Raw genomic sequence first — 19,363 nt, forward strand, 5'->3', positions numbered from 1 at the left:
GCTATTCACGCCACCAGCCCGCATCCGTGCGGGCTTTTTCTATTCCGGATTGCTCTATCCCGGCATTCCAGTCCGCAACGGCCTTGCCTGCAATTTCGAGAGACGGTGCAATATCGCTCAGGGGCACGAGGACGAAAGCCCGCTCGTGCATACGCGGATGCGGAAGCTCGAGAGCGGAATCCGCCATGACGACAGTCTCTCCGGCATCATCCTGCATTGCCAGTATGTCGATATCGATGATGCGCGGGCCCCATCTTTCAAGCCTGACACGCTTCAAAGAACGCTCCACATCAAGGCAGGTCGCAATCAACTCCAATGGCTGCAACGACGTTTCTATCTCTGCACAGGCATTGTGAAACCACGCCTGATCCGTCTTCCCCCATGGCGGCGTGCGATAGACTGCCGAAACCGCAACGACATCTGTGTCGGCTCGTTCGTCCAATATACGCAACGCCTTGCCCATCGAAGCGACAGGATCATCGATGTTTCCGCCAAGCCCCAGCCAGGCACGATAATGTCTGCCTGTAGTCACTGCGGATAAACCACCGTCACTTCAACATGGTCCAATACGCCCGGAACAGGTGCATTCGGCTTGCGGACGGTAATTTCTGCGCGCTTTACCTGCGGAAACCGGGCAGTCATTGCCTTGGCCACGTCGAGAGCCAGCGTCTCGATCAGATAGCGCTGACGACCGGTGATGATGTCTTCAATGACAGCAAAGGCGATACCGTAATGCACGGTGCCGTCGATATCGTCATTCTCCAGCGCATTGCCCGGATCGACATCAAGGATAGCATCGACGTAAAAACGCTGACCGAGCTTGTGCTCTTCATCGAAAACGCCGTGATGCGCGAAAAACGCGCAGTTCATCATTCGGATCGTGTACACGGCTTCACTTTCTATTTTCACTGCGTCTGGATTGCAGGATATCATCTGCAACGGCAAGTGCATCTCTATTAAAAGCGACATTGTGAACACGGAAGATGTCGGCACCTGCCAAACGCAGTGCGACAGACGTTGCCGCAGTTCCTATGTCGCGGTCGAGCGGATTGTCCCTGCCCGTCATGCCGCCGATAAAGCGTTTGCGCGACGTGCCGACGAGCAACGGAAATCCGAATTTCTGCAATTCGCCTGCTCTCGCCAGCAGCGCAATATCCTCATCCTTGTTCTTGCCGAAACCAAAACCGGGATCGAGTACGATGCGGGTTTCTTCAATGCCTGCCTTTTTCGCTATATCCAGTGAAGCATCCAGGAACGAGAACTGGTCCTCGATGACATCAGCAAGAACGGGTCGATCCCTGCTGGTATGCATGATGACCAGCCCTGCGCCGCTCCTTTTGGCGACATGAGCGATTTCTGGTTCTCGTTGTAGCCCCCAGACATCATTGACGATATGTGCCCCGGCACTAACTGCCGCCTGCGCTGTTGCTGCGCGGTAAGTGTCGATGGAGATGATGCAATCGTATTTTTTCACCAACGCTTCGATGACCGGGACAACGCGCGCGATTTCCGTTTCGGAATCGATCGCAGCAGCTCCGGGCCGGGTCGATTCTCCGCCAACATCAATGATCGTCGCTCCATCGGCAAGCATCTGACCGGCCACTTCGACGGCCCTTTCCAGCTCATTGTGGTGGCCGCCATCGGAAAATGAGTCTGGCGTGACATTCAATATGCCCATGATCACGGACTTTTCCCCCAGACGAAGGCTTCTTCCATGAGCAACGTGCCATTCTTTCGTCATAGCGAAATGTTCCTGTGTCATTTCCTTGGGCTGTTTACCTGGGGCATTTCATTGCGGCGAGGTTGCAACCAACCTCGCCTGAAGTCATTTTGTGAAGGGCGTTATAGTTCTCTTGACGATTGCATGCCATGCTCACGGCAATAAAAAGAGAATTTCTTACTGGTTTTAGAAAGAGGTGCCAGGACATGAATTTGAGGAAGAAGGTTCTGGCTCTCAGTGCAGTTCTTGCCATCGTAGCTCCCCAAGCGGAAGCCGCCGCGATCTTTCGCGAATTCAGCTACTATACCGTGAGCGGCAAAACGGCAGCGGACCTCGACAAGGCTCTTTCCCGCAATGGCCCCTTCCTCAAGAAGACTGGTCAGCATCATCCCGGTGCCGCTGAAATCCGTTTCGATGCGAAGGTACGTTATGGTCGCGCGCCCGGGAAAGCCTGCAAGGTGCAGGACGTTTATGTAAACGTTCACGCAAAGGTCTCCCTGCCCCGCTGGAAACAGCGCCGCAAGGCCACGCCGGAACTGGCGCTGATCTGGGATACCCTGTTGCAGGATATTCGCCGCCACGAAGAGAGTCACATCGTCATTGCCCGCAGCTTTGCAAGCCAGATGGAACGGGAAATACGCGGACTGCGCACCCGCACGGATTGCTCTGTGCTTCGCGCTGACATCGACAAAGTGACTGCACGCCTTATGGAAGCGCATGATAAGGAGCAACAACGGTTTGACCGGGTTGAGACGATCAATTTCGAAAACCGCTTTGCACGCTTGCTGACTTATCGCATGGAGCGCGCCCAGCAGGCTTCCAAACAACAGTAGTGCCGAACTATCTCAATTCGCGGCGTATAGCCTGCGTCATCAATGCTGCTTCATGGAACCCTGACAGGATAAGTTTCAGCTTGCCCGGATAGTGGCAAGCATCGCCGATAGCGTAGACCTTCGGACTTGAAGTTCTGAAGGTCTCGGGACTAACAGCCAGCATGTTGCCCGTCTTGATTAAGGAAATTTCGGCCAGAGGGTCGGGACGGATAACCTGTCCATCGAGACCGAAAGCACCAAGACCGGATGCAATCACCGCTGTCCGTGCTTCAAGCTTGTCGCCATTGCTAGTGTCAACAGCCACGCCGTCATCATCGACCGCGATGCTGACCGCGATCTTGTTGAAATGAAAAACAGGATTATATGGCGCGATCTGCTTGAGAAGCCTTTCGACAAGCTCCTCACCCATGATTTCAGGAAACCCGGGCACGTCGTAAATCGGCTTGTCGGCATAGAGTGCCGTACATTGACCACCGGGCCGATCACTGGCATCAATGAGATGGCACCTGAAACCGAACAGCCCAAGCTGAAAAACGGAAAAGAGTGCAACAGGCCCGCAGCCGATAATGACAATATCATTCTGCGGTTCGGCGCCCATCACATCACCATCTCTTTCAAAACTTAATTCTGGCGTTCGGGCACCTGCACGACAAGGCCGTCAATATCGTCAGAAACCCGGATCTGACACGAGAGGCGTGAAGTAGGACGAACTTCATAAGCGAAGTCCAGCATGTCCTCTTCCATCGCGTCAGGTCCGCCGACAGTGTCCGTCCAGTCTTCATCAACATAGACATGGCAGGTTGCACAGGCGCAAGCACCGCCACATTCCGCATCAATGCCCGGAATGCCATTGCGAATGGCAGCTTCCATCACGCTTGACCCGTTGTCGGCTTCGACTTCGGTCCGTGTCGCGCCATCAGCTGATACGAATACGATCTTCGTCATTTTTATTCCTTGAAACACGCAAGTTTCGCGCGATCTTCATCCTGAGCGCCCGTCACTGCCTTCGCAGGGAAACGCAAATAAACTCGGAATGGCAGATACGGCGTTCTGCAATTAGTTTCAACCTTGACCGCGCCCGCGCCCACAACTGCGCCAATATGCCGTGCATCGACGACGAGTTTCCCTGCCTGATAAACCCGACAGTTGGGCCCAAAACCCGAAAACTCTTCCTTGCCGTCTGCGGAAACTGCATCATATGATGTGAATTGAGGAACGGTTAGGAATGACGGACAGAATCCAGCGCTACAGTGCATGCAATCATGAAATGAAATTCAGTCATCCAGACACTCTATACGGGTATTCTTGTTAATAAACTCGTAGAGCTTTCCTGGATGAAGGAAACGGTCCGGATCGATTTCCACAACTTGCTGGTAAATGCGGGAAGCCCGGAAATGTCGAATTTTCATGAATTGAGCCGGTTTCCGTTAACCTTGTATTTAAAGTTTTAGGTATCGGCAGAAGAGGCCTATTTCCTTAACAAGCCCGAGCCGATACGATGCAAAATGGCGGAGAAAGTTTTGTAACGGCCTTTTTATGGTCCGGCCGTCGCAGTAATGAGTACGAGGTAGGCAAACAATGGCTTCCAAATCCAAGGCACAGAAGCTCGACCTTGAGGTTGAAAAGGCGCTGGAACAGGCACTCGATATCGATTTCGGTGACGATCTTGATATCGACATGGACTTGAGTGCGTTCGATGAAGGCTTCTCCGTCGATGATCTGGAAGAACAGATTTCGCGCGCGGCTGAAGAACTTGTTGCTGAGCAGAAGACCAAGACGGTAGAGCCCGTTGCCGTTTCCCCTGTGGAAACTGCTGCAAAAGTGGCCACCATCACCACTGCCTCGGTGATTGCAACGCCTGCAGCGCCGCCGGTCCCGCCGGTTGTGAAAGCTGCCGGACCAGTTTCGCAAGGTACGGCCAACGTTCAGCACAAGCCTGCCAACACCTCGAAGGTCGCAACGCCCGCGCCCGAACCTGTTGTCAGCAAGCCTGTTTCCGCTGCACCTGTTGCAACCGCCGCCACCGTTGCATCCCCTACCTTCACGCCGGCCAATGACGATTCCCGCAGTGAAAAAGCGATTATCGCCGCTCCGCGCCGTGCGACGGAAAACTCCTCTAAGCTTTTCTGGACGACAACTGCAATCAGCGTGCTCTGGGCCGCTGGCGGCGTCGCCCTGAGCAAAGCCATCAATCCTGATGTCTTTTCGACCCTGCAAGCCACCAAGGACTTTTTCACCTCGCCCGCCGGCCTCGGCGTCGTTGCGGGTGTAGCATTGCCGGTCGCCATGTTCTGGGGCTTCGCGCAACTCGTAAAACGCGCGCAGGAAATGCATACGGCAGCACGCAGCATGTCGGAAGCTGCGATGCGCCTGCTCCAGCCGGAAGCCGTATCCGGTGATCGCGTTTCTACCCTCGGACAGGCAGTGCGCCGCGAAGTCGCCGCCATGAACGAAGGCATCGAACGCACCTTGGCTCGTGCCGTCGAGCTGGAAACGCTCGTTCAGTCCGAAGTCAATCAGCTTGAGCGTGCTTATAGCGACAATGAAGTTCGCATTCGTTCGCTCGTCAGCGATCTGGGCAATGAGCGTGAAGCTGTTGTCAGCCATGCCGAACGGGTACGTTCATCGATCTCCGGTGCGCATGAGCAGCTTAAGGAAGAACTTTCCAGCGCGTCCAACATCATCCGCGACAATGTTCTGTCTGCCTCGCAGCAGCTGAGCACCCTGCTCGGCGAATCCGGTGAACGCCTGATCGGCAGCATCAACGAAAGCGGCGGCGCTATTGCCGAGGCCATTGAAACCCGCACCGGTGACATCGGCTCCCGCATCACGACTTCGGGCGAAGCTTTTGCAAACCTGCTCGATACGCGCATTGCAACGCTTGATGAACAGTCGCGCACTGTATCGGACCGCCTGACGGAAGCTCTGGACGAACGCACGACCGGTATTGCCAATCTGCTCGGCGGTGCAACGCAATCCATGGTCAGCGAATTCGACACCCGTCTTGCAAACCTCGAAAGCACCCTTTCCGAGCGTGGCCGGTCGCTTCTGTCCGAATTCGAAGCCCGTGCGCATGCTCTCGACAGCAGCACTGAGAAGCTCAATGCAGCTCTCGAAACCCGTTCGCGCCAGATCAACGAAAACCTCATCGCTCGTACTCGTGAAATCGCAGAGACCTTCTCCAGCGGTCGCACGTCTCTGAGCACGATGATCGACGAAACCAAGACAAAGATCGGCGAAGATCTGACATCTATCGGCGAAAGCGTCGGCAATATTCTTGGCGAAAAGGCCGATGCCTTTGCAGGCAAGCTTGCCGAAAGCCGTGATGTTCTGGCTGCTTCGCTGGAAGGCGAAACGGAACGCGTTTCCTCCGTCATCCGCGGTCATGCCGATACGCTTGCTGCACGCACGAGCGATATCGAGAATGCCGTTAACGTCAGCGCATCTGCCCTCAACACCGTTGCCGATAGTCATGCGGCAATTCTGGAAGAGCGGACCAACGCATTGCGCGAGACAATGGCAAGCCATTCCGCACTGCTTGATGCAAGCTTTGCAGACCACGCTCGTTCGCTGGAAGAGCGCGCCACCACGCTTCATGGTGTCATCGCGGGCAATCAAGCCATGCTTGCTCAACTGATGGATGAGCGTGCCGCCGCAATGCGCGATAACTTCAACGAAAACCGTGAGGTTCTCGCTCGCACTTTCGATGAGCGCGTAAATTCGCTACAGGCGCTCATCACTGATAATCAGAACACGCTCGCACGCATTCTCGATGAACGTGCAAGCAGCATGACTGATTCCATTGGTGCCGGTCGCGATGCATTTGTTGCCGCCTTGGGCGAACATGTTCGTCAGGTCGAAGAGCGCACGAGCGGCCTTCATAACGTCCTGAACGATCACAACAATGCCCTCTCCGGCATTCTGGACGGTCACGAGCGCACAATTGAAACGCGTGCTGCCGAAATCCGCTCGACCCTGAGTGAGAGCACGACATCGCTGAGCCAGACGCTGCAGGATCACAGTGATATCCTGGAACAGCGCACGACCAACCTTCACAACGCAATTGCCGACAGCAGTTCGACCATCAGCCGCGCATTCGAAGGCCAGACCGGCATTATCGAAGAACGCACACAGACGATGGAAAAGGCACTCACCATCGGCGTCGACAATGTCCGTCGTGCACTCGAACAGAGCGCTGGCATCGTTGCTGGCACGCTGCGCGAGAAGATCGGCGAAGCCGCGAGCACGCTTTCGGCTGAAGCAGCCAAGGCTGGTGAAGCTCTGGACGGCTTCGGCGAAGCATTCAGCGCTCGCCTGATCGATAATCTGTCTGGGACGGAAGCACGTCTCGGCGACCGCGCCGACGCGATTGCCGGTCGTCTTGGTGAGATCGAAAGCCGCCTCACCGGCGAGCTTGGCTCAATCGAAGCCCGCATCGCCAACACGGCAAGCAGAACCAGCGAAACGCTTGCTGGTCACAGCGAAGCCTTCGCTGCAAGCGTCGCCGACAACCTTGCTGGCACCGAAACGCGCCTCAATGAACGCGCCAGCGCTATTGCCAGCGGTCTTGAAGCAATCGAAAGCCGCCTCACCGGCGAACTTAGCTCGATTGAAGCGCGGATTGCCGATACGGCTTCCAAGACGAGTGAAACGCTTGCAGGCCATAGCGAGTCCTTCTCGGCCAGCGTTGCCGACAATCTCGCTGGTACCGAAACGCGCCTCGCTGAGCGTGCTGACGCGATTGCAACCCGTCTCGGTGATATCGGCTCGCGCATCACGATGGAACTCGGCTCCGTCGAGGCTCGTATTGCACAGGTAACCGACACGACTGCGGTGACGCTGGAAGAACGTACTCGTGAGCTCAATGCCGTTCTCGCTGCCCGTTCGCAGGAAATCACCAAGATCCTCAACGATACTGCAGAACCGCTTGTACAGCGGCTTGCTGATAGCGGTCGTGGACTGGCGCAGCAGCTTGAAGAAGCAACCCATGCCGCAACAGATAGGCTTCGTTCGGAAAACGCCGCTCTGGTCAATGCGCTTGCAAGCCGCACAGCGGAAACAATTGCCGCTGTTCAGCAGGCCAAGACCGGTCTTTCCGACAATGTCAGCGAACTGATCGATCGTCTTGCAGCCTCCAACGGCGAACTGGGCAAGTTGATCGACACTGCAACGCGCAATCTCACCGATATCGATGGTCGCCTTGTCGACACGACGTCGAGCTTCGTTGAGAACACCAACCGTGCAGCGCAGATGTTCCAGGCCTCCACGGGCCTGATTGACGGCAATATCGGTACGCTGCGCGCTATCTCCGACAGCACGCTGTCGCAGATCGCAGACATCGCCGACCGTTTCGAAGAGCACGGAAAGGTTCTCTCTTCGGCTTCCGACATGATCAACACGGCCCAGAACGGCCTTGTCAGCACGCTTGAAGATCGCCATCAGGCGCTCGACAAACTGGCATCCGGTCTCGTCGAGAAGTCGGAAGGCGTGGAAAAGCTGATGCAGTCCTTCGAAGGGCTGGTGACCTCCGCATTCCAGCGCGCCGAAGGCCAGACCCGTTCGTCTGCCGAGAAGATGCGGGAAAGCGTTTCGGAAATCGTTGAACAGGCAGCACAGAAGTTCTCTGCAGCAACCGACGATATTCGCCGCACTGCAAGCGAAATTCGAAACGAGCTCAACACGACCCGTGGCGAACTGAAGCGTGGCGTTCTCGACATGCCTGCCGAGGCCAAGGAAACAACGACCGCTATGCGCAAAGCCGTGAGCGAGCAGATCAATGCGCTCAAGGAACTGGCCGAAATCGTCAATAAGTCTGGTCGTCTGGTAGATGTCGGCGAAAGCCGTGCTGATCGCCCGGTTTCGCGTCCGGCACCGGCAGCAGCTCGTCCAGCCCCTGTTCAGGCACCGGTGGTACAGGCAGATGTTGCAATTCGCCAGCGCGCCTACGAAGCGCCGAAGGCTCAGCCTGCACCGGCAGCCGCACAGGCAGAAAAGCCGCGTGGATGGGTGTCTGATCTCCTAGCCCGTGCTTCCCGCGAGGAAGAAGAAGCCGCGCAGCCGAAAGCACAGCCGGTCGCAACGCCTCGTTCACCAAGCCATGTCGTTGAATCGCTAAACTCGCTTTCGGTGGACATTGCCCGCGCTATCGACCACGAAGCTTCGGTGGAGCTTTGGGACCGTTATCGTCGCGGTGAACGAAACGTCTTTACTCGCCGTCTCTACACGCTGAAGGGTCAGCAGACTTTTGATGATATCAAGCGCAAGTATCAGACGGATGGTGAATTCCGCCGCGCCGTCGACCGCTACATGGACGACTTCCAGCGTCTGCTTGAAGATGTAGCCCGCAACGACCGTGACAACATGGTGACGCGGACTTACCTCACCTCGGACACTGGTAAGGTCTACACCATGCTTGCCCACGCAAGCGGTCGCCTTCGCTAAGACCAGAACTCAAAGGAAACGCGGCCTTCGGGCCGCGTTTTTGTTTGTCTGGCTCGGATGAAACCGGCTGGTTCCGTTCAATAAAAAAGGTCGGTGCAACACGCCGACCTTTTTTATTGTTCCACCTTGCCTCAGTTGGAGTGCATCTCGAAAAGTGTGAAACGGTTCTCAGACAATATGTGCTTTAAAAAAACGGTTAGAGCGCTGTCACTGTCCAGCTAACAATCTCGCTAGCAGTCCGTTCAAAAGCCGCGTCAAGTGCCTTCACATAGGCCGCATTCGTCGCACCGCTTACCGGAATGGCCGTACGGAACACGCGGGTGGCCCGAACCTCGCCATTCTTGTCATTCATCAGTTTGACAGCCAGTTCGACCACTGCGAGCTTAGGCGATGCATAGGCCTGAATGCCGAACATGCGCAGATCGGTCAGAATCTGATAGTTGATTGCCAGCCCGTCTCCTGGACGGCCAATCCCGCCGAACACACCTGTATTCTCATAGGCCTGCACCAGACGTGATTGCACAATGTTCGTCAGCCTGTCACCCCATTGAGCACCCTTCAGATATTCGATGGAACCGGGCGCTGAGCTGACAACGATATTCTCGCTATCGAGCGCCTTAAGGGCTGTTGGCGTCGGAACCAGCAACTGTGTGTTCTTGCGGCTTGGCGAAGAAACACCGGGCTGCGGTGCAGACAGATTGAACGTGTCAAGCGGCGTTGTCGTCCCGCAGCCAGCAAGAAGTATGCTGAGCAGAACAGATATTGAAGTTGTACGACAAAGAGTGCGACGTGATTTCATGTCAATAAGGCTAGCTTTGGAAATCAATGACGCGTCCTCCCGTCATACTGAGGTACATTCCCTTTACCGCCAAAGATAAGGCGCTGAGGGTTACGCTCGAGATCGGTAATTGCCTGTTCTATGCGCTGAATGGAGCGGCGGCTATCCACCACGACGGATTGCACATCACGCAATCCCTGTCCCGAAAAACGCTGGAGATTGTCCGCAATCGGCCCCATCCGCTTGTCGAGATTGTCGGATGTCTGGCGGATGGATTCCAGCGTTGCCTTAGCCTGTGCAACAACCCCATCCTTGTCGTCGCTCGACAGGAGCTTGTCGGTCTTCGCCAGAATGGCGTCAACACGCACAGAAGCAGCGTTCAAGCGAGCCATCATATCCTTGGCGTCAGTGACGATCTGGTTGATGTTTCCGGTGTTCTCACCAAGTTCCTGAATAATGTTGGCGTTCTGTGCCAGTGCGTCGGTGAAAGTCTTCGTGTTGTTGATTGTATCCGTCAGCGGTCCACGAGCATCCTTTACGAAACCCTCCAACTGACCAAGCACGGCATTGGCTCGTGCAGCAATATCCTGTGCGGTAGCAAGAAGATTGTTGATTGAGGACGGATCGGCATCAATACGCGCAACCGAATCTACGTTTGCAGCCTCGGTCAGAAGATTGGGCTCATCAAGACGACCGCCCTTCAGTTCAATATAAGCCTGCCCGGTCAGTCCCTGAAAACCAAGGGTTGCTGCAGTTGAGCGGGTAATAGGTGTTGTCGCGTTGACGCGAGTTTTAACGATCACCATTTCTGGATTGGACGGATCAAGACGCAGCGCCCGAACATCGCCAACTTTGATACCGTTGAATAGAACCTGACTCCCGATCGAAAGGCCAGTCACGGAACCCGGGATACGAACATCGAGCTCCAGAGAATCGCGTGCTTCCCCAAAACGGGCGATCCAGAACACAAACGCGAAAGCCAACAGGCTGACGATCAGCGTAAAGACACCCACCAGAACATAATTGGCTTTAGTTTCCATATCTTATCCAGTCTGCAAGCGGCTGCCGGGCCGCCGTCTCGTTGGCGCCGATGGATCAATCTGGCGCGCACGCTTGCCCCGAAAATAGGATTTAACCCACGGATCGTCTACCGTTAGCATGTCTTCAATGGTGCCGCTGACGAGTACCTTCTTGTTTCCAAGAACGGCAATCCGGTCGCAAATTGCAAAAAGACTATCGAGATCATGAGTGACCATATAGACGGTCAGACCCATCGTATCCCGCAGATTGGCAATCAGGTCGTCAAACTCTGCAGCGCCAATGGGATCAAGACCCGATGTCGGTTCGTCAAGGAACAGAATATCCGGATCCAGAGCCAGAGCACGTGCAAGCGCAGCACGCTTGATCATGCCGCCGGAAAGTTCGGACGGAAACTTTTCTGCCGTGTCAGGCTTCAAACCGACAAGGTCGATTTTCAGTCGCGCCAGCTCGTCCATCAGCTTCGGCGACAGATCAAGATACTCGCGCATCGGAACCTGAATATTTTCAAGAACATTCAGCGCCGAAAATAGCGCTCCATGCTGAAACAAGACGCCCATACGCATGTCGATGGACATTTTTTCCATCTCATTCAGCTGATCGATGTTGCGACCGAGAATCTCGATTTCACCCGACTGTTTCTTGTTGAGACCGAGAATGGTCCGCATCAGCACTGATTTTCCCGCCCCCGAAGGACCGATGAAGCCCAGAACCTCGCCCTGGTAAATCTCAAGCGACAGCTTGTCGAGCACCGTCTGACGCCCGAACGAAACCGTCACGTCGCGCACCGAGATCATCGGCGCGGTCGTCTGGCGATTGTCTTCGTCCTGCAGTTGCGACCGGTGGTCGATGCCGTTCTCCATAACCATTCTTTAACCGAGCTTGGCTTCGGACTGAACCGTTGAACACGATTGAGGGGTCAATTTTCTGTGCAACTGTGTCTCAAAGAACCCATTAAAAACAAAGAACATAAGCAGTTTCTAAAAATTAATGGCCGCATAGAACATCGCAAACAAACCATCCACGACAATAACCACAAAAATTGCTTTCACAACGGAAGCAGTAACACGACGGCCAAGTGATTCTGCACTGCCACCGACCTTCATACCTTCTACCGAGGCGAGAATCCCGATGATCATGGCCATAAACGGTGCCTTGATAAGACCGGCGAAATAAGTATTAAGCGCCACTGCGTCATGCAGGCGGCTGATGAAAGCATCGGGCGAAATATTGGAGTAGAACCAAGCGACCCCGCCTGCCCCGATCAATGCAGCCAGGTCGGAAATGATGGTGAGCAATGGCAGGACTACGACCAGCGCAACGAGACGGGGAAAAACCAGAACGCCGACCGGATTGAGGCCGATAACCGTCAGAGCATCCGTCTCCTCGCGCATTTTCATGGAGCCGATTTCAGCTGTGATCGCACTGCCTGAACGACCGGCGATCATGATAGCTGTCAGAAGCACCCCGAGTTCACGCAGCACCAGAATGCCAACCAGATCGACGACAAAGATTTCTGCACCGAAATAGCGCAACTGAAATGCGCCCTGCTGGGCGATGATCGCACCAACGATCGTCGACATCAGGATGATAATGGGAATCGCACCGACGCCCATGCGGTCCATCTGCGTAACGATGGCAGCGATTGGAATACCGCTTCCTCGACCGTATTTCAGCTGGGCCCCGCGGATGGTGGCGCCCAGGATATGCATCGCCATCTTGAAGTCGTTACCCATAGAGATAACGCCACCGCCAAGCGCGGCCAGAAACGAGATAAAAAAGAACGGCTTCTTCTGACGTGGAATATCCAGAGTACGTTCGACAGCCTGCCCCACTTCCTCCATCAGAGGGAGCCAGGATTGACGCACGCCTTCAAGCTGGGCGTCGGCACTCTTTGCAACGAGCCGCTGCCGCAAGCGTTCAATCAGCCAGGCACCTGCCGTATCGAGACCGGATACGCCAGAAACATCGATTATCGTTGCTTTGTGTTCGTCCGTTTTCTCAAGACTGCGCATCTTGTCATCGACAAGATTGACGCTCTGCGAGACCCAGCGACCGCTCAACCTGATATGGCGCGCACCGTCCTGCTCCGTCAGATCAATCTTCGGCGCAGGATTATTGGTGGCTCTTGCTTTGTCGGCAGTGTCGGTCAACATGGCCTACCTCATATACGAGTCGTTGAACGACCGAAATACTGCGTCCCAGAGGGCATCTCTATGCACAATACCTTGAATATCATTGTCGAACGCTATCCCATCGCCGGAAAATTCACAATCTCCAGAGGTTCCAAGACGGAAGCCGTTGTCGTTGTGTGTGTGATTGGCAACGGTCTCAATCAAGGGCGCGGCGAATGCGTTCCTTATGCGCGTTATGGCGAAAGCATTGAGAGCGTGAGTGCCCAGATTGAAGCCGCCCGTACAGCTATCGAAAGTGGCGCCACACGACAGGATATCCAGACTTTGATGCCAGCCGGCGCTGCTCGCAATGCGGTCGATTGTGCCTTATGGGATCTCGAGGCAAAGGCATCAGGCAGAAGCGTCGCCGATATGCTCGGTACGCCAACCCGACCACTTGAAACCGCAATCACCGTTTCGCTCGGCACACCCGCCGAAATGGCAGAGTCGGCAGCCAAGGTCGCTCACTATCCTCTCATCAAGGTCAAAATGGGTGGTGAAAACGATATCGAGAAGATACAAGCGGTCACGAGTGCGGCTCCGAACAGTCGCATCATTATCGATGCAAACGAAGGTTGGACGGCCGACAATATTGCCGAGAACATGCGCGCAGCAGCCGACGCAGGCGTCGTTCTTATCGAACAGCCCTTACCAGCGGATAACGATCATATTCTCAGTGAAATTGAACGGCCTGTCATTATCTGTGCCGATGAAAGCGTTCATACGTCGGTCGGACTTGAGGAGCTGGCCAAGCGCTACGACGCGGTGAACATCAAGCTCGACAAAGCAGGTGGACTGACTGAAGGTCTCATCATGCGAGACAAGGCAATCAACTACGGTCTTCAGATCATGGTCGGCTGTATGGTCGGCACATCGCTCGGCATGGCGCCAGCTGTTCTGCTCGCCCAGAAAGCCAATGTGGTTGATCTTGATGGCCCGCTACTCCTCGCCCATGATCGTGACCCAGGCTTGCGCTATGATGGGGCTCTGGTTTACCTGCCGGAAGCCGCCGTTTGGGGCTGACTTGCACGTTGATAACTCTCGCTCGCGGTTCCGCTTATCGGAGCGAGAGCATCTTCGAAAATGTCCGCACAAGCGTCCCAGGTGAACTGCCTGAGCACCTGTGCGGGCTCAAACGGCTCCATTTGCAGGGCTGACAGACACGCCTTCCCAAGATCTTCGGAGAGAACGCCTGCCCCGGTTGCCCCCACGACATCCCGTGATCCGGGAACGGGATAGGCCGCCACCGGCAAGCCGGAGGCAATCGCTTCCAGCAAGACGAGACCAAACGTATCTGTCCGGCTTGGGAAGACAAACACGTCGGCTGCGGCATAGGTGTTTGCCAGCGTTTCACCTTCCTGTTTCCCGACAAACACAACCTCCGGGAAACGCGCACGCAGATCGTTGAGGGAAGGACCATCCCCGACGATCAACTTTGTGCCGGGAAGATCAAGCTCCAGAAACGCTGGCAGGTTCTTTTCCGTGGCGACGCGTCCCACACAAATGAACACCGGACGTGGCAAGTCCTTGACCACTTCCGGCCGAGGATAAAACAGATTGCGATCGACACCGCGCGTCCAGAGGTCCAGCCGCGTAAAACCTCGCCCCTTGAGATCATCCACAATAGATTGGGTCGGTACCAGCGTATGCTGGGCCGCATTATGGAAACGTCGCAGGAAAGCATAGGTCCATTGTGGCGGGACAGGAAAGCGTTCCGCAAGATATTCGGGAAACCGCGTGTGAAAGCTTGTCGTGAAGGACCAGCCCATTTTCAGGCAGCGCGCCGTGCCATAAACCCGAGTGGACCCTCGGTTGCAATGTGCACATAGTCCGGTCGCATGACCTTCAGACGTCGTCTAAGCGCACCTGGCGTCGTCAAGGCGAGCCGGATTTCCGGATAGGTCGGACAGGGGACCGACCGATAATCCAGCGGAGATATGACGGTGACGTCGTATCCGCGCTCAATCATCAGATCACGACATTTGGTCAGCGTGCGCACGACGCCGTTGACTTGAGGATGCCAGGCGTCGGTAACGATGACAATTTTCTTCATCAGCGGAAGGTCGCCAGTTCGCGGACGGGAAGTGGGAGCTGGATTACCCTATCCTCGTCACGCTCTTCACTGTCGGAATTGACAATACCTGTCGTCGGGCGGCGATCACGGCGTTCCGTCCATTCGATGAGCTCCATACGGCCATCGAAATGTTCAATCACGGCCGTGCAGCTTTCCACCCAATCGCCCGTATTGATGTATTCCACGCCATTCATGCTCTCGATCGTGGCGTGATGAATATGGCCGCAGATCACACCATCAACCCCGATACGCTGCGCTTCTTCCGAAACCACGCTCTCGAACTGACCAATGAAATTGACCGCCTTTTTGACGCGAAACTTCGCCCAGGCTGAAAATGACCAGTAGCGCAGACCGAAAAGCGAGCGAACCCGGCTCATAACCGTATTTATCCAGATCGCTGTGTCATATGCCCAATCGCCCAGATAGGCGATAAAGCGGGCATTGCGTACAACCACATCGAACTGATCACCATGGATTACCAGAAACTTGCGACCGTCCGCCGTCTCATGGATCGCGCGGTTCATCACTTCGATGCCGCCAAAATGCGTTCCCTGAAAATTGCGCAGGAACTCATCGTGATTACCGGCAATGTAGATGATGTTGGCGCCCTTGCGGCTCTTGCGAAGCAGCTTCTGGACTACGTCATTATGCTCTTGCGGCCAATGCCAATTGCGCCGCAGGCGCCACCCATCGACAATATCGCCGACAAGATAGATCGTCTCGGCTTCATGATAGCGAAGAAAATCCAGAAGCAGTTCCGCCTGTGCGGCCTTGGAACCGAGATGCACATCCGAGATAAAGAGGGTTCGGAGTTTTCTGGGCTGCGGAGCGTCGGTGCTCATGTGGTTGTCCCCTTCAATGGCAACCTGATCTGAGCGCAGAAAACCCGATTCATGTCACAGAGATATGACGGTCGGCTTTGAGGCGCGGAAGGTAGCGTCCGCGCCTCTTGTTGTGTCCACTTTAGGCGACAAGTCCCACAGTTGGGCCGACATATCGCGATTGCGGACGAATGAGCTTGTTTGCCGCAACCTGTTCACGGCAATGCGCTATCCAGCCCATGGTTCGCCCCATAGCAAAAACGCAAGTGAAAGCCTCACGCGGGAACCCCAGTTGTTCCAACAACAAAGCAGTATAGAACTCGACATTGGTTTCGAGGGAACGGTCCGGCTTGTGGCGCTTTAGAACTGCGATAGCGGCTTTTTCAACGGCCTCGGCCAACTCAACGCGGTGTTTTCCACGCCCTTGTTCTAGGGCTTCGATGTGCTTCAATGCACCTTTCAAGGCATCGGCACGAGGATCGCGTACACGATAGACCCTGTGACCGAACCCCATCAGCCTGTCTCCATCGGCAACAGCAGATTCAAGCCAACGTTCAGCGTTGTCGGGTCTACCGATTGCATCCAGCATATCGAGGACCGGTCCGGGTGCACCACCATGCAGCGGTCCTTTCAATGCGCTGATTGCGGCAAGCAGCGATGAGGTCAATCCGGCTCGTGTTGATGCCACGACACGCGCAGCAAAAGTCGATGCGTTCAATCCATGGTCGGAAACCGTCATAAGATAGGTGTTCAGCCCCGCAACTTCTGCTTCATCCGGCATTCCCGCATTCATCATACGAAGGATGTCAGCGCTATGGGGAAGCGTCGGATCAGGATGTATGGGACGGCGCCCCTTCTGGCCCCTCAGAATGGCCGTCGTAAAGACTGCCGGTGCCGCCATCAGGTGTAAGGCTGCGGTCAGATCATCGTCATCAGGGATGCGTGCCATCAATGCGCGAAGCGCTTCGATGGGAGACATTTCCATCAATGTATCGTCAAGCGCATCCGTATGATGAAATACCTGTACGCGCGCTTCACCGAGCGCTTTTTGAAGCTCTTCCCCTTTGGGAAGGTCATTGAAAAAGCCGCCCCACAGAAGTTCTATTCCATCTTCGACGCTGCTATGCGGGACCAGATCGTCCAGCGACCGACCGCGAATAACCAGCCTGCCTGCAAGCCCATCGACGTCAGACAACACGGTTTCAGCAGCAATCACATCTTCAAGTCCGCTATTCATAATTATTCTCCTTGTTTGCCTTTCGACATTGAATCCAAGTATAGTTGACGTCAATCTTGACGAAATAGATCAATGTAGGGGGCAATAATGGACTGGCTAACTGCGGAGGAAGCCCTCGCTGTTCTCCAGACAAAGCCGCAGACTCTCTATGCAAATGTGAGCCGTGGCCGCATCCGTTCCAAACCATTGCCGGATGATCCGAGACGCAGCCTCTATCGGTCGGAGGATGTCCATCGTCTGGCTGGCAAGCGTCCCGGTCGCAAGAGAGATAGCGTGGTTGCCGCCGACACCATTCGTTGGGGCCTGCCGATCATGCGCTCGGGCATTTCGACCATCCTGGATGGCCGCTTGCTCTATCGCGGCTGCGACGCTGCTGAGCTGTCCGAAACAGCGACGCTGGAGGAAGTGGCTGCACTGCTGTGGCAGATGGATTTCGACGGTATCATCAGGAGTGACAACGAATCGACCTTGAACATTCGTCAGACCGAAACTGCGCCTCTGGAACGGCTGTTTACTGTCCTTGGTATTCGCGCTGCGAATGATCTACCCAGTTCGGGGCGTTCAACATCGATTCTGCAGCAAGAGGCTTTTGGTCTGCTGCAACTGTTTCACAATACCGTTCTTGGCGTTTCCGCATCGAATATGCCGATGCATGAACGCATTGCTCAGGCTTGGCAAAAGCCGCAGGCAAGTGATGTGATCCGGCGCATTCTTGTGCTTCTGGCCGACCACGAACTCAATGCATCGGCATTCGCTACACGCGTTGCGGCGTCTACAGGTACACCGCTTTCCGCTGCGGTTCTCGCCGGATTATCAACATTGATTGGCCCGCGACATGGACGAGCGGCTACAGCGGCGGCGGCTATTATTACGCAAACCCGGCAAATAGGAGCGGAAGCAGCGATCAAGGGCCAGCTCAGGCAAGGAACACAGTTTCACTTTTTCGGCCACCCGCTTTACCGCGAAACAGGTGATATTCGCGCCACCGCACTATTGGAACATCTGGAATTGCCTGCCTCCTATAGCGATCTGGAACAAAGTGCCGCGAACATTCTCGGAGAAAAGCCAAACGTCGATTTCGCCCTCGCCGCCGTTACAGAAATCTATGATCTACCGCCCGACGCACCGCTATTTCTGTTTGCGCTCGCACGCATTGTGGGATGGCTCGCCCATGCACTGGAACAGGCTGATAGCGGATCGCTTATACGCCCGAGGGCAGAATTCATGCCGCCGCTTGAATAGCACTTCACCAAATATTGTTCGCAATGAACGCATATTCTGCCGGTAAAAGGTGGACATATGCGCCCGTGAACCAGAATCCGGTTGATCGGACTGCTCGCTTGGTGGCATGTCTCTAAAACTTGAACAAGATGTGAGGATCAAGCCGTGGACTTGGGCCTGAAGGGTCGAAAAGCAATTGTATGTGCTTCCAGCAAGGGACTCGGACGGGCATGCGCGGAGGCGCTCGCCGAAGCCGGTTGCGATCTGGTTCTCAATGGACGCAACGAAGAAACTCTCGCCACAACCGCGGAAGCAATTCGCAAAACATTTGGCGTGAAAGTCGATGCTGTCGTTGCCGACGTGTCCACCGCTGAAGGGCAAGCCAAACTGCTTGCCGCCTGCCCTGCACCCGACATTCTCGTGAATAATAACGGCGGTCCAGCCTTCAAGGATTTCCGCCTGCTCGACCGCGACGCGATCCTGCAGGGTGTGACACAGAATATGGTCACCCCCATAGAATTGATCAAAGCTGTTATCGACGGAATGGTCGAGCGCCGTTTCGGCCGTATCGTCAATATCACATCGACGTCGGTTTACGCCCCCATTCCCGGGCTTGATCTCTCATCTGGCGCCCGCGCCGGTCTGACTGCATTTCTGGCTGGCGTCGCCCGCACGGTTGCAGCCTCCAATGTGACGATCAACAACATCCTTCCCGGGGCCTTTGACACGGATCGCCTTCGCAATGGCTTTGCATTCTCAGCCCAGAAGAACGGCACGACAGCGGATGCGGAAGCTGCAAAGCGCGCATCAGCAATTCCCGCCGGAAGAATCGGGCAGCCAAAGGAATTTGGTCAGGCCTGTGCCTTCCTATGTTCGGAACATTCCGGGTTCATTACCGGGCAGAATCTCGTTATCGATGGCGGCGCCTATCAGAGTGCGTTTTAACAGCATCAAATAATAGATCTGCAAAATTGGAAAAACTCATTCTCGAAAACGGGCCTACTGAGATTTGAGCCGATAGACTAA

Annotated in this window: 16 protein-coding genes and 1 pseudogene; 5 read left to right on the plus strand and 12 right to left on the minus strand. The window is 55.2% G+C overall.

All coding sequences use genetic code 11. The features are described from left to right. Position 1 precedes the first annotated feature (1 nt). From folK to folP, 3 genes are read right to left on the minus strand one after another with little or no spacing between them, the layout of a single operon-like run. Positions 2-532, minus strand: a complete 531-nt coding sequence (folK, locus tag LJ361_RS15810; protein WP_010660063.1) for a 2-amino-4-hydroxy-6-hydroxymethyldihydropteridine diphosphokinase — start codon at positions 530-532, stop codon at positions 2-4. Next, positions 529-888, minus strand: a complete 360-nt coding sequence (gene folB, locus LJ361_RS15815; RefSeq protein WP_010660062.1) for a dihydroneopterin aldolase — start codon at positions 886-888, stop codon at positions 529-531. The genes folK and folB overlap by 4 nt, the downstream gene beginning before the upstream one ends. Before the next feature lie 4 nt (positions 889-892). Next, positions 893-1,741 carry a dihydropteroate synthase gene (folP, locus tag LJ361_RS15820; RefSeq protein ID WP_010660061.1) on the minus strand — a complete coding sequence of 283 codons (849 nt, stop codon included), beginning with the start codon at positions 1,739-1,741 and terminating at the stop codon, positions 893-895. A gap of 185 nt (positions 1,742-1,926) precedes the next feature. Here folP and LJ361_RS15825 point away from each other — a divergent pair, with 185 nt between their 5' ends. Beyond that, positions 1,927-2,553: a DUF922 domain-containing Zn-dependent protease gene (locus LJ361_RS15825; RefSeq protein WP_010660060.1), complete on the plus strand. Its 627-nt coding sequence runs from the start codon at positions 1,927-1,929 to the stop codon at positions 2,551-2,553. 7 nt (positions 2,554-2,560) lie between these two features. On the opposite strand, the gene LJ361_RS15830 is transcribed toward LJ361_RS15825, so the two are convergent. Beyond that, a complete protein-coding gene (locus LJ361_RS15830; RefSeq protein ID WP_010660059.1) occupies positions 2,561-3,151 on the minus strand; it encodes an NAD(P)/FAD-dependent oxidoreductase in 591 nt (196 codons plus the stop codon). Between the two features lie 23 nt (positions 3,152-3,174). Then, on the minus strand, positions 3,175-3,498 hold the full coding sequence (locus LJ361_RS15835; protein WP_010660058.1) for a 2Fe-2S iron-sulfur cluster-binding protein: 324 nt from the start codon (positions 3,496-3,498) through the stop codon (positions 3,175-3,177). A 633-nt stretch (positions 3,499-4,131) separates the two neighbouring features. On the opposite strand from LJ361_RS15835, the gene LJ361_RS15840 reads away from it, so the two are divergent. Beyond that, entirely contained in the window at positions 4,132-8,994 is a 4,863-nt protein-coding gene (locus tag LJ361_RS15840) for a kinesin (RefSeq protein WP_010660057.1), read from the plus strand. Between the two features lie 196 nt (positions 8,995-9,190). Here LJ361_RS15840 and LJ361_RS15845 read toward each other — a convergent pair whose 3' ends face one another. The 4 genes from LJ361_RS15845 to LJ361_RS15860 all read right to left on the minus strand — a co-directional run bounded on the left by LJ361_RS15845 (position 9,191) and on the right by LJ361_RS15860 (position 12,966). Beyond that, positions 9,191-9,793: an ABC-type transport auxiliary lipoprotein family protein gene (locus LJ361_RS15845; RefSeq protein ID WP_010660056.1), complete on the minus strand. Its 603-nt coding sequence runs from the start codon at positions 9,791-9,793 to the stop codon at positions 9,191-9,193. Between the two features lie 23 nt (positions 9,794-9,816). Further along, positions 9,817-10,812: an MlaD family protein gene (locus tag LJ361_RS15850; RefSeq protein WP_010660055.1), complete on the minus strand. Its 996-nt coding sequence runs from the start codon at positions 10,810-10,812 to the stop codon at positions 9,817-9,819. A gap of 3 nt (positions 10,813-10,815) precedes the next feature. Then, positions 10,816-11,679: an ABC transporter ATP-binding protein gene (locus LJ361_RS15855; RefSeq protein ID WP_029376099.1), complete on the minus strand. Its 864-nt coding sequence runs from the start codon at positions 11,677-11,679 to the stop codon at positions 10,816-10,818. 111 nt (positions 11,680-11,790) lie between these two features. Then, entirely contained in the window at positions 11,791-12,966 is a 1,176-nt protein-coding gene (locus LJ361_RS15860; RefSeq protein ID WP_010660053.1) for an ABC transporter permease, read from the minus strand. A 60-nt stretch (positions 12,967-13,026) separates the two neighbouring features. On the opposite strand from LJ361_RS15860, the gene dgcA reads away from it, so the two are divergent. Then, positions 13,027-14,007 (plus strand): N-acetyl-D-Glu racemase DgcA, encoded by a 981-nt coding sequence (dgcA, locus tag LJ361_RS15865; protein ID WP_010660052.1) that lies wholly within the window; start codon positions 13,027-13,029, stop codon positions 14,005-14,007. Here the strand turns inward: dgcA and LJ361_RS15870 are convergent. The 3 genes and pseudogenes from LJ361_RS15870 to LJ361_RS15880 form a co-directional block, all read right to left on the minus strand. After that, positions 13,977-15,037, minus strand: a pseudogene (locus LJ361_RS15870) (glycosyltransferase family 4 protein). The gene dgcA and the pseudogene LJ361_RS15870 sit on opposite strands and share 31 nt — an antisense overlap. Next, positions 15,037-15,900 carry a UDP-2,3-diacylglucosamine diphosphatase gene (locus tag LJ361_RS15875; RefSeq protein ID WP_010660050.1) on the minus strand — a complete coding sequence of 288 codons (864 nt, stop codon included), beginning with the start codon at positions 15,898-15,900 and terminating at the stop codon, positions 15,037-15,039. The pseudogene LJ361_RS15870 and the gene LJ361_RS15875 overlap by 1 nt, the downstream one beginning before the upstream one ends. A gap of 121 nt (positions 15,901-16,021) precedes the next feature. Continuing rightward, positions 16,022-17,116, minus strand: a complete 1,095-nt coding sequence (locus LJ361_RS15880; RefSeq protein ID WP_010660049.1) for a citrate synthase/methylcitrate synthase — start codon at positions 17,114-17,116, stop codon at positions 16,022-16,024. 87 nt (positions 17,117-17,203) lie between these two features. Between LJ361_RS15880 and LJ361_RS15885 the strand changes: the two genes are divergently transcribed. Together LJ361_RS15885 and LJ361_RS15890 are read left to right on the plus strand one after the other, a co-directional pair. Beyond that, entirely contained in the window at positions 17,204-18,358 is a 1,155-nt protein-coding gene (locus LJ361_RS15885; protein ID WP_010660048.1) for a citrate synthase, read from the plus strand. A 144-nt stretch (positions 18,359-18,502) separates the two neighbouring features. Next, positions 18,503-19,282 (plus strand): SDR family oxidoreductase, encoded by a 780-nt coding sequence (locus tag LJ361_RS15890; RefSeq protein ID WP_010660047.1) that lies wholly within the window; start codon positions 18,503-18,505, stop codon positions 19,280-19,282. Positions 19,283-19,363: the final 81 nt, after the last annotated feature.

Source organism: Brucella sp. JSBI001 (assembly GCF_026014005.1).
GTDB classification, from domain to species: Bacteria; Pseudomonadota; Alphaproteobacteria; order Rhizobiales; family Rhizobiaceae; genus Brucella; species Brucella anthropi.

Bases quoted from the DNA above. Each gene is read 5' to 3' on its own strand.
- LJ361_RS15855 (WP_029376099.1), bottom strand. From the start codon at position 11,679: ATGGTTATGGAGAACGGCATCGACCACCGGTCGCAACTGCAGGACGAA.
- LJ361_RS15880 (WP_010660049.1), bottom strand. From the start codon at position 17,116: ATGAATAGCGGACTTGAAGATGTGATTGCTGCTGAAACCGTGTTGTCT.
- LJ361_RS15885 (WP_010660048.1), top strand. From the start codon at position 17,204: ATGGACTGGCTAACTGCGGAGGAAGCCCTCGCTGTTCTCCAGACAAAG.
- LJ361_RS15860 (WP_010660053.1), bottom strand. From the start codon at position 12,966: ATGTTGACCGACACTGCCGACAAAGCAAGAGCCACCAATAATCCTGCG.
- dgcA (WP_010660052.1), top strand. From the start codon at position 13,027: ATGCACAATACCTTGAATATCATTGTCGAACGCTATCCCATCGCCGGA.
- LJ361_RS15845 (WP_010660056.1), bottom strand. From the start codon at position 9,793: ATGAAATCACGTCGCACTCTTTGTCGTACAACTTCAATATCTGTTCTG.
- LJ361_RS15825 (WP_010660060.1), top strand. From the start codon at position 1,927: ATGAATTTGAGGAAGAAGGTTCTGGCTCTCAGTGCAGTTCTTGCCATC.
- folP (WP_010660061.1), bottom strand. From the start codon at position 1,741: ATGACGAAAGAATGGCACGTTGCTCATGGAAGAAGCCTTCGTCTGGGG.
- LJ361_RS15850 (WP_010660055.1), bottom strand. From the start codon at position 10,812: ATGGAAACTAAAGCCAATTATGTTCTGGTGGGTGTCTTTACGCTGATC.
- LJ361_RS15835 (WP_010660058.1), bottom strand. From the start codon at position 3,498: ATGACGAAGATCGTATTCGTATCAGCTGATGGCGCGACACGGACCGAA.
- LJ361_RS15840 (WP_010660057.1), top strand. From the start codon at position 4,132: ATGGCTTCCAAATCCAAGGCACAGAAGCTCGACCTTGAGGTTGAAAAG.
- LJ361_RS15830 (WP_010660059.1), bottom strand. From the start codon at position 3,151: ATGGGCGCCGAACCGCAGAATGATATTGTCATTATCGGCTGCGGGCCT.
- LJ361_RS15875 (WP_010660050.1), bottom strand. From the start codon at position 15,900: ATGAGCACCGACGCTCCGCAGCCCAGAAAACTCCGAACCCTCTTTATC.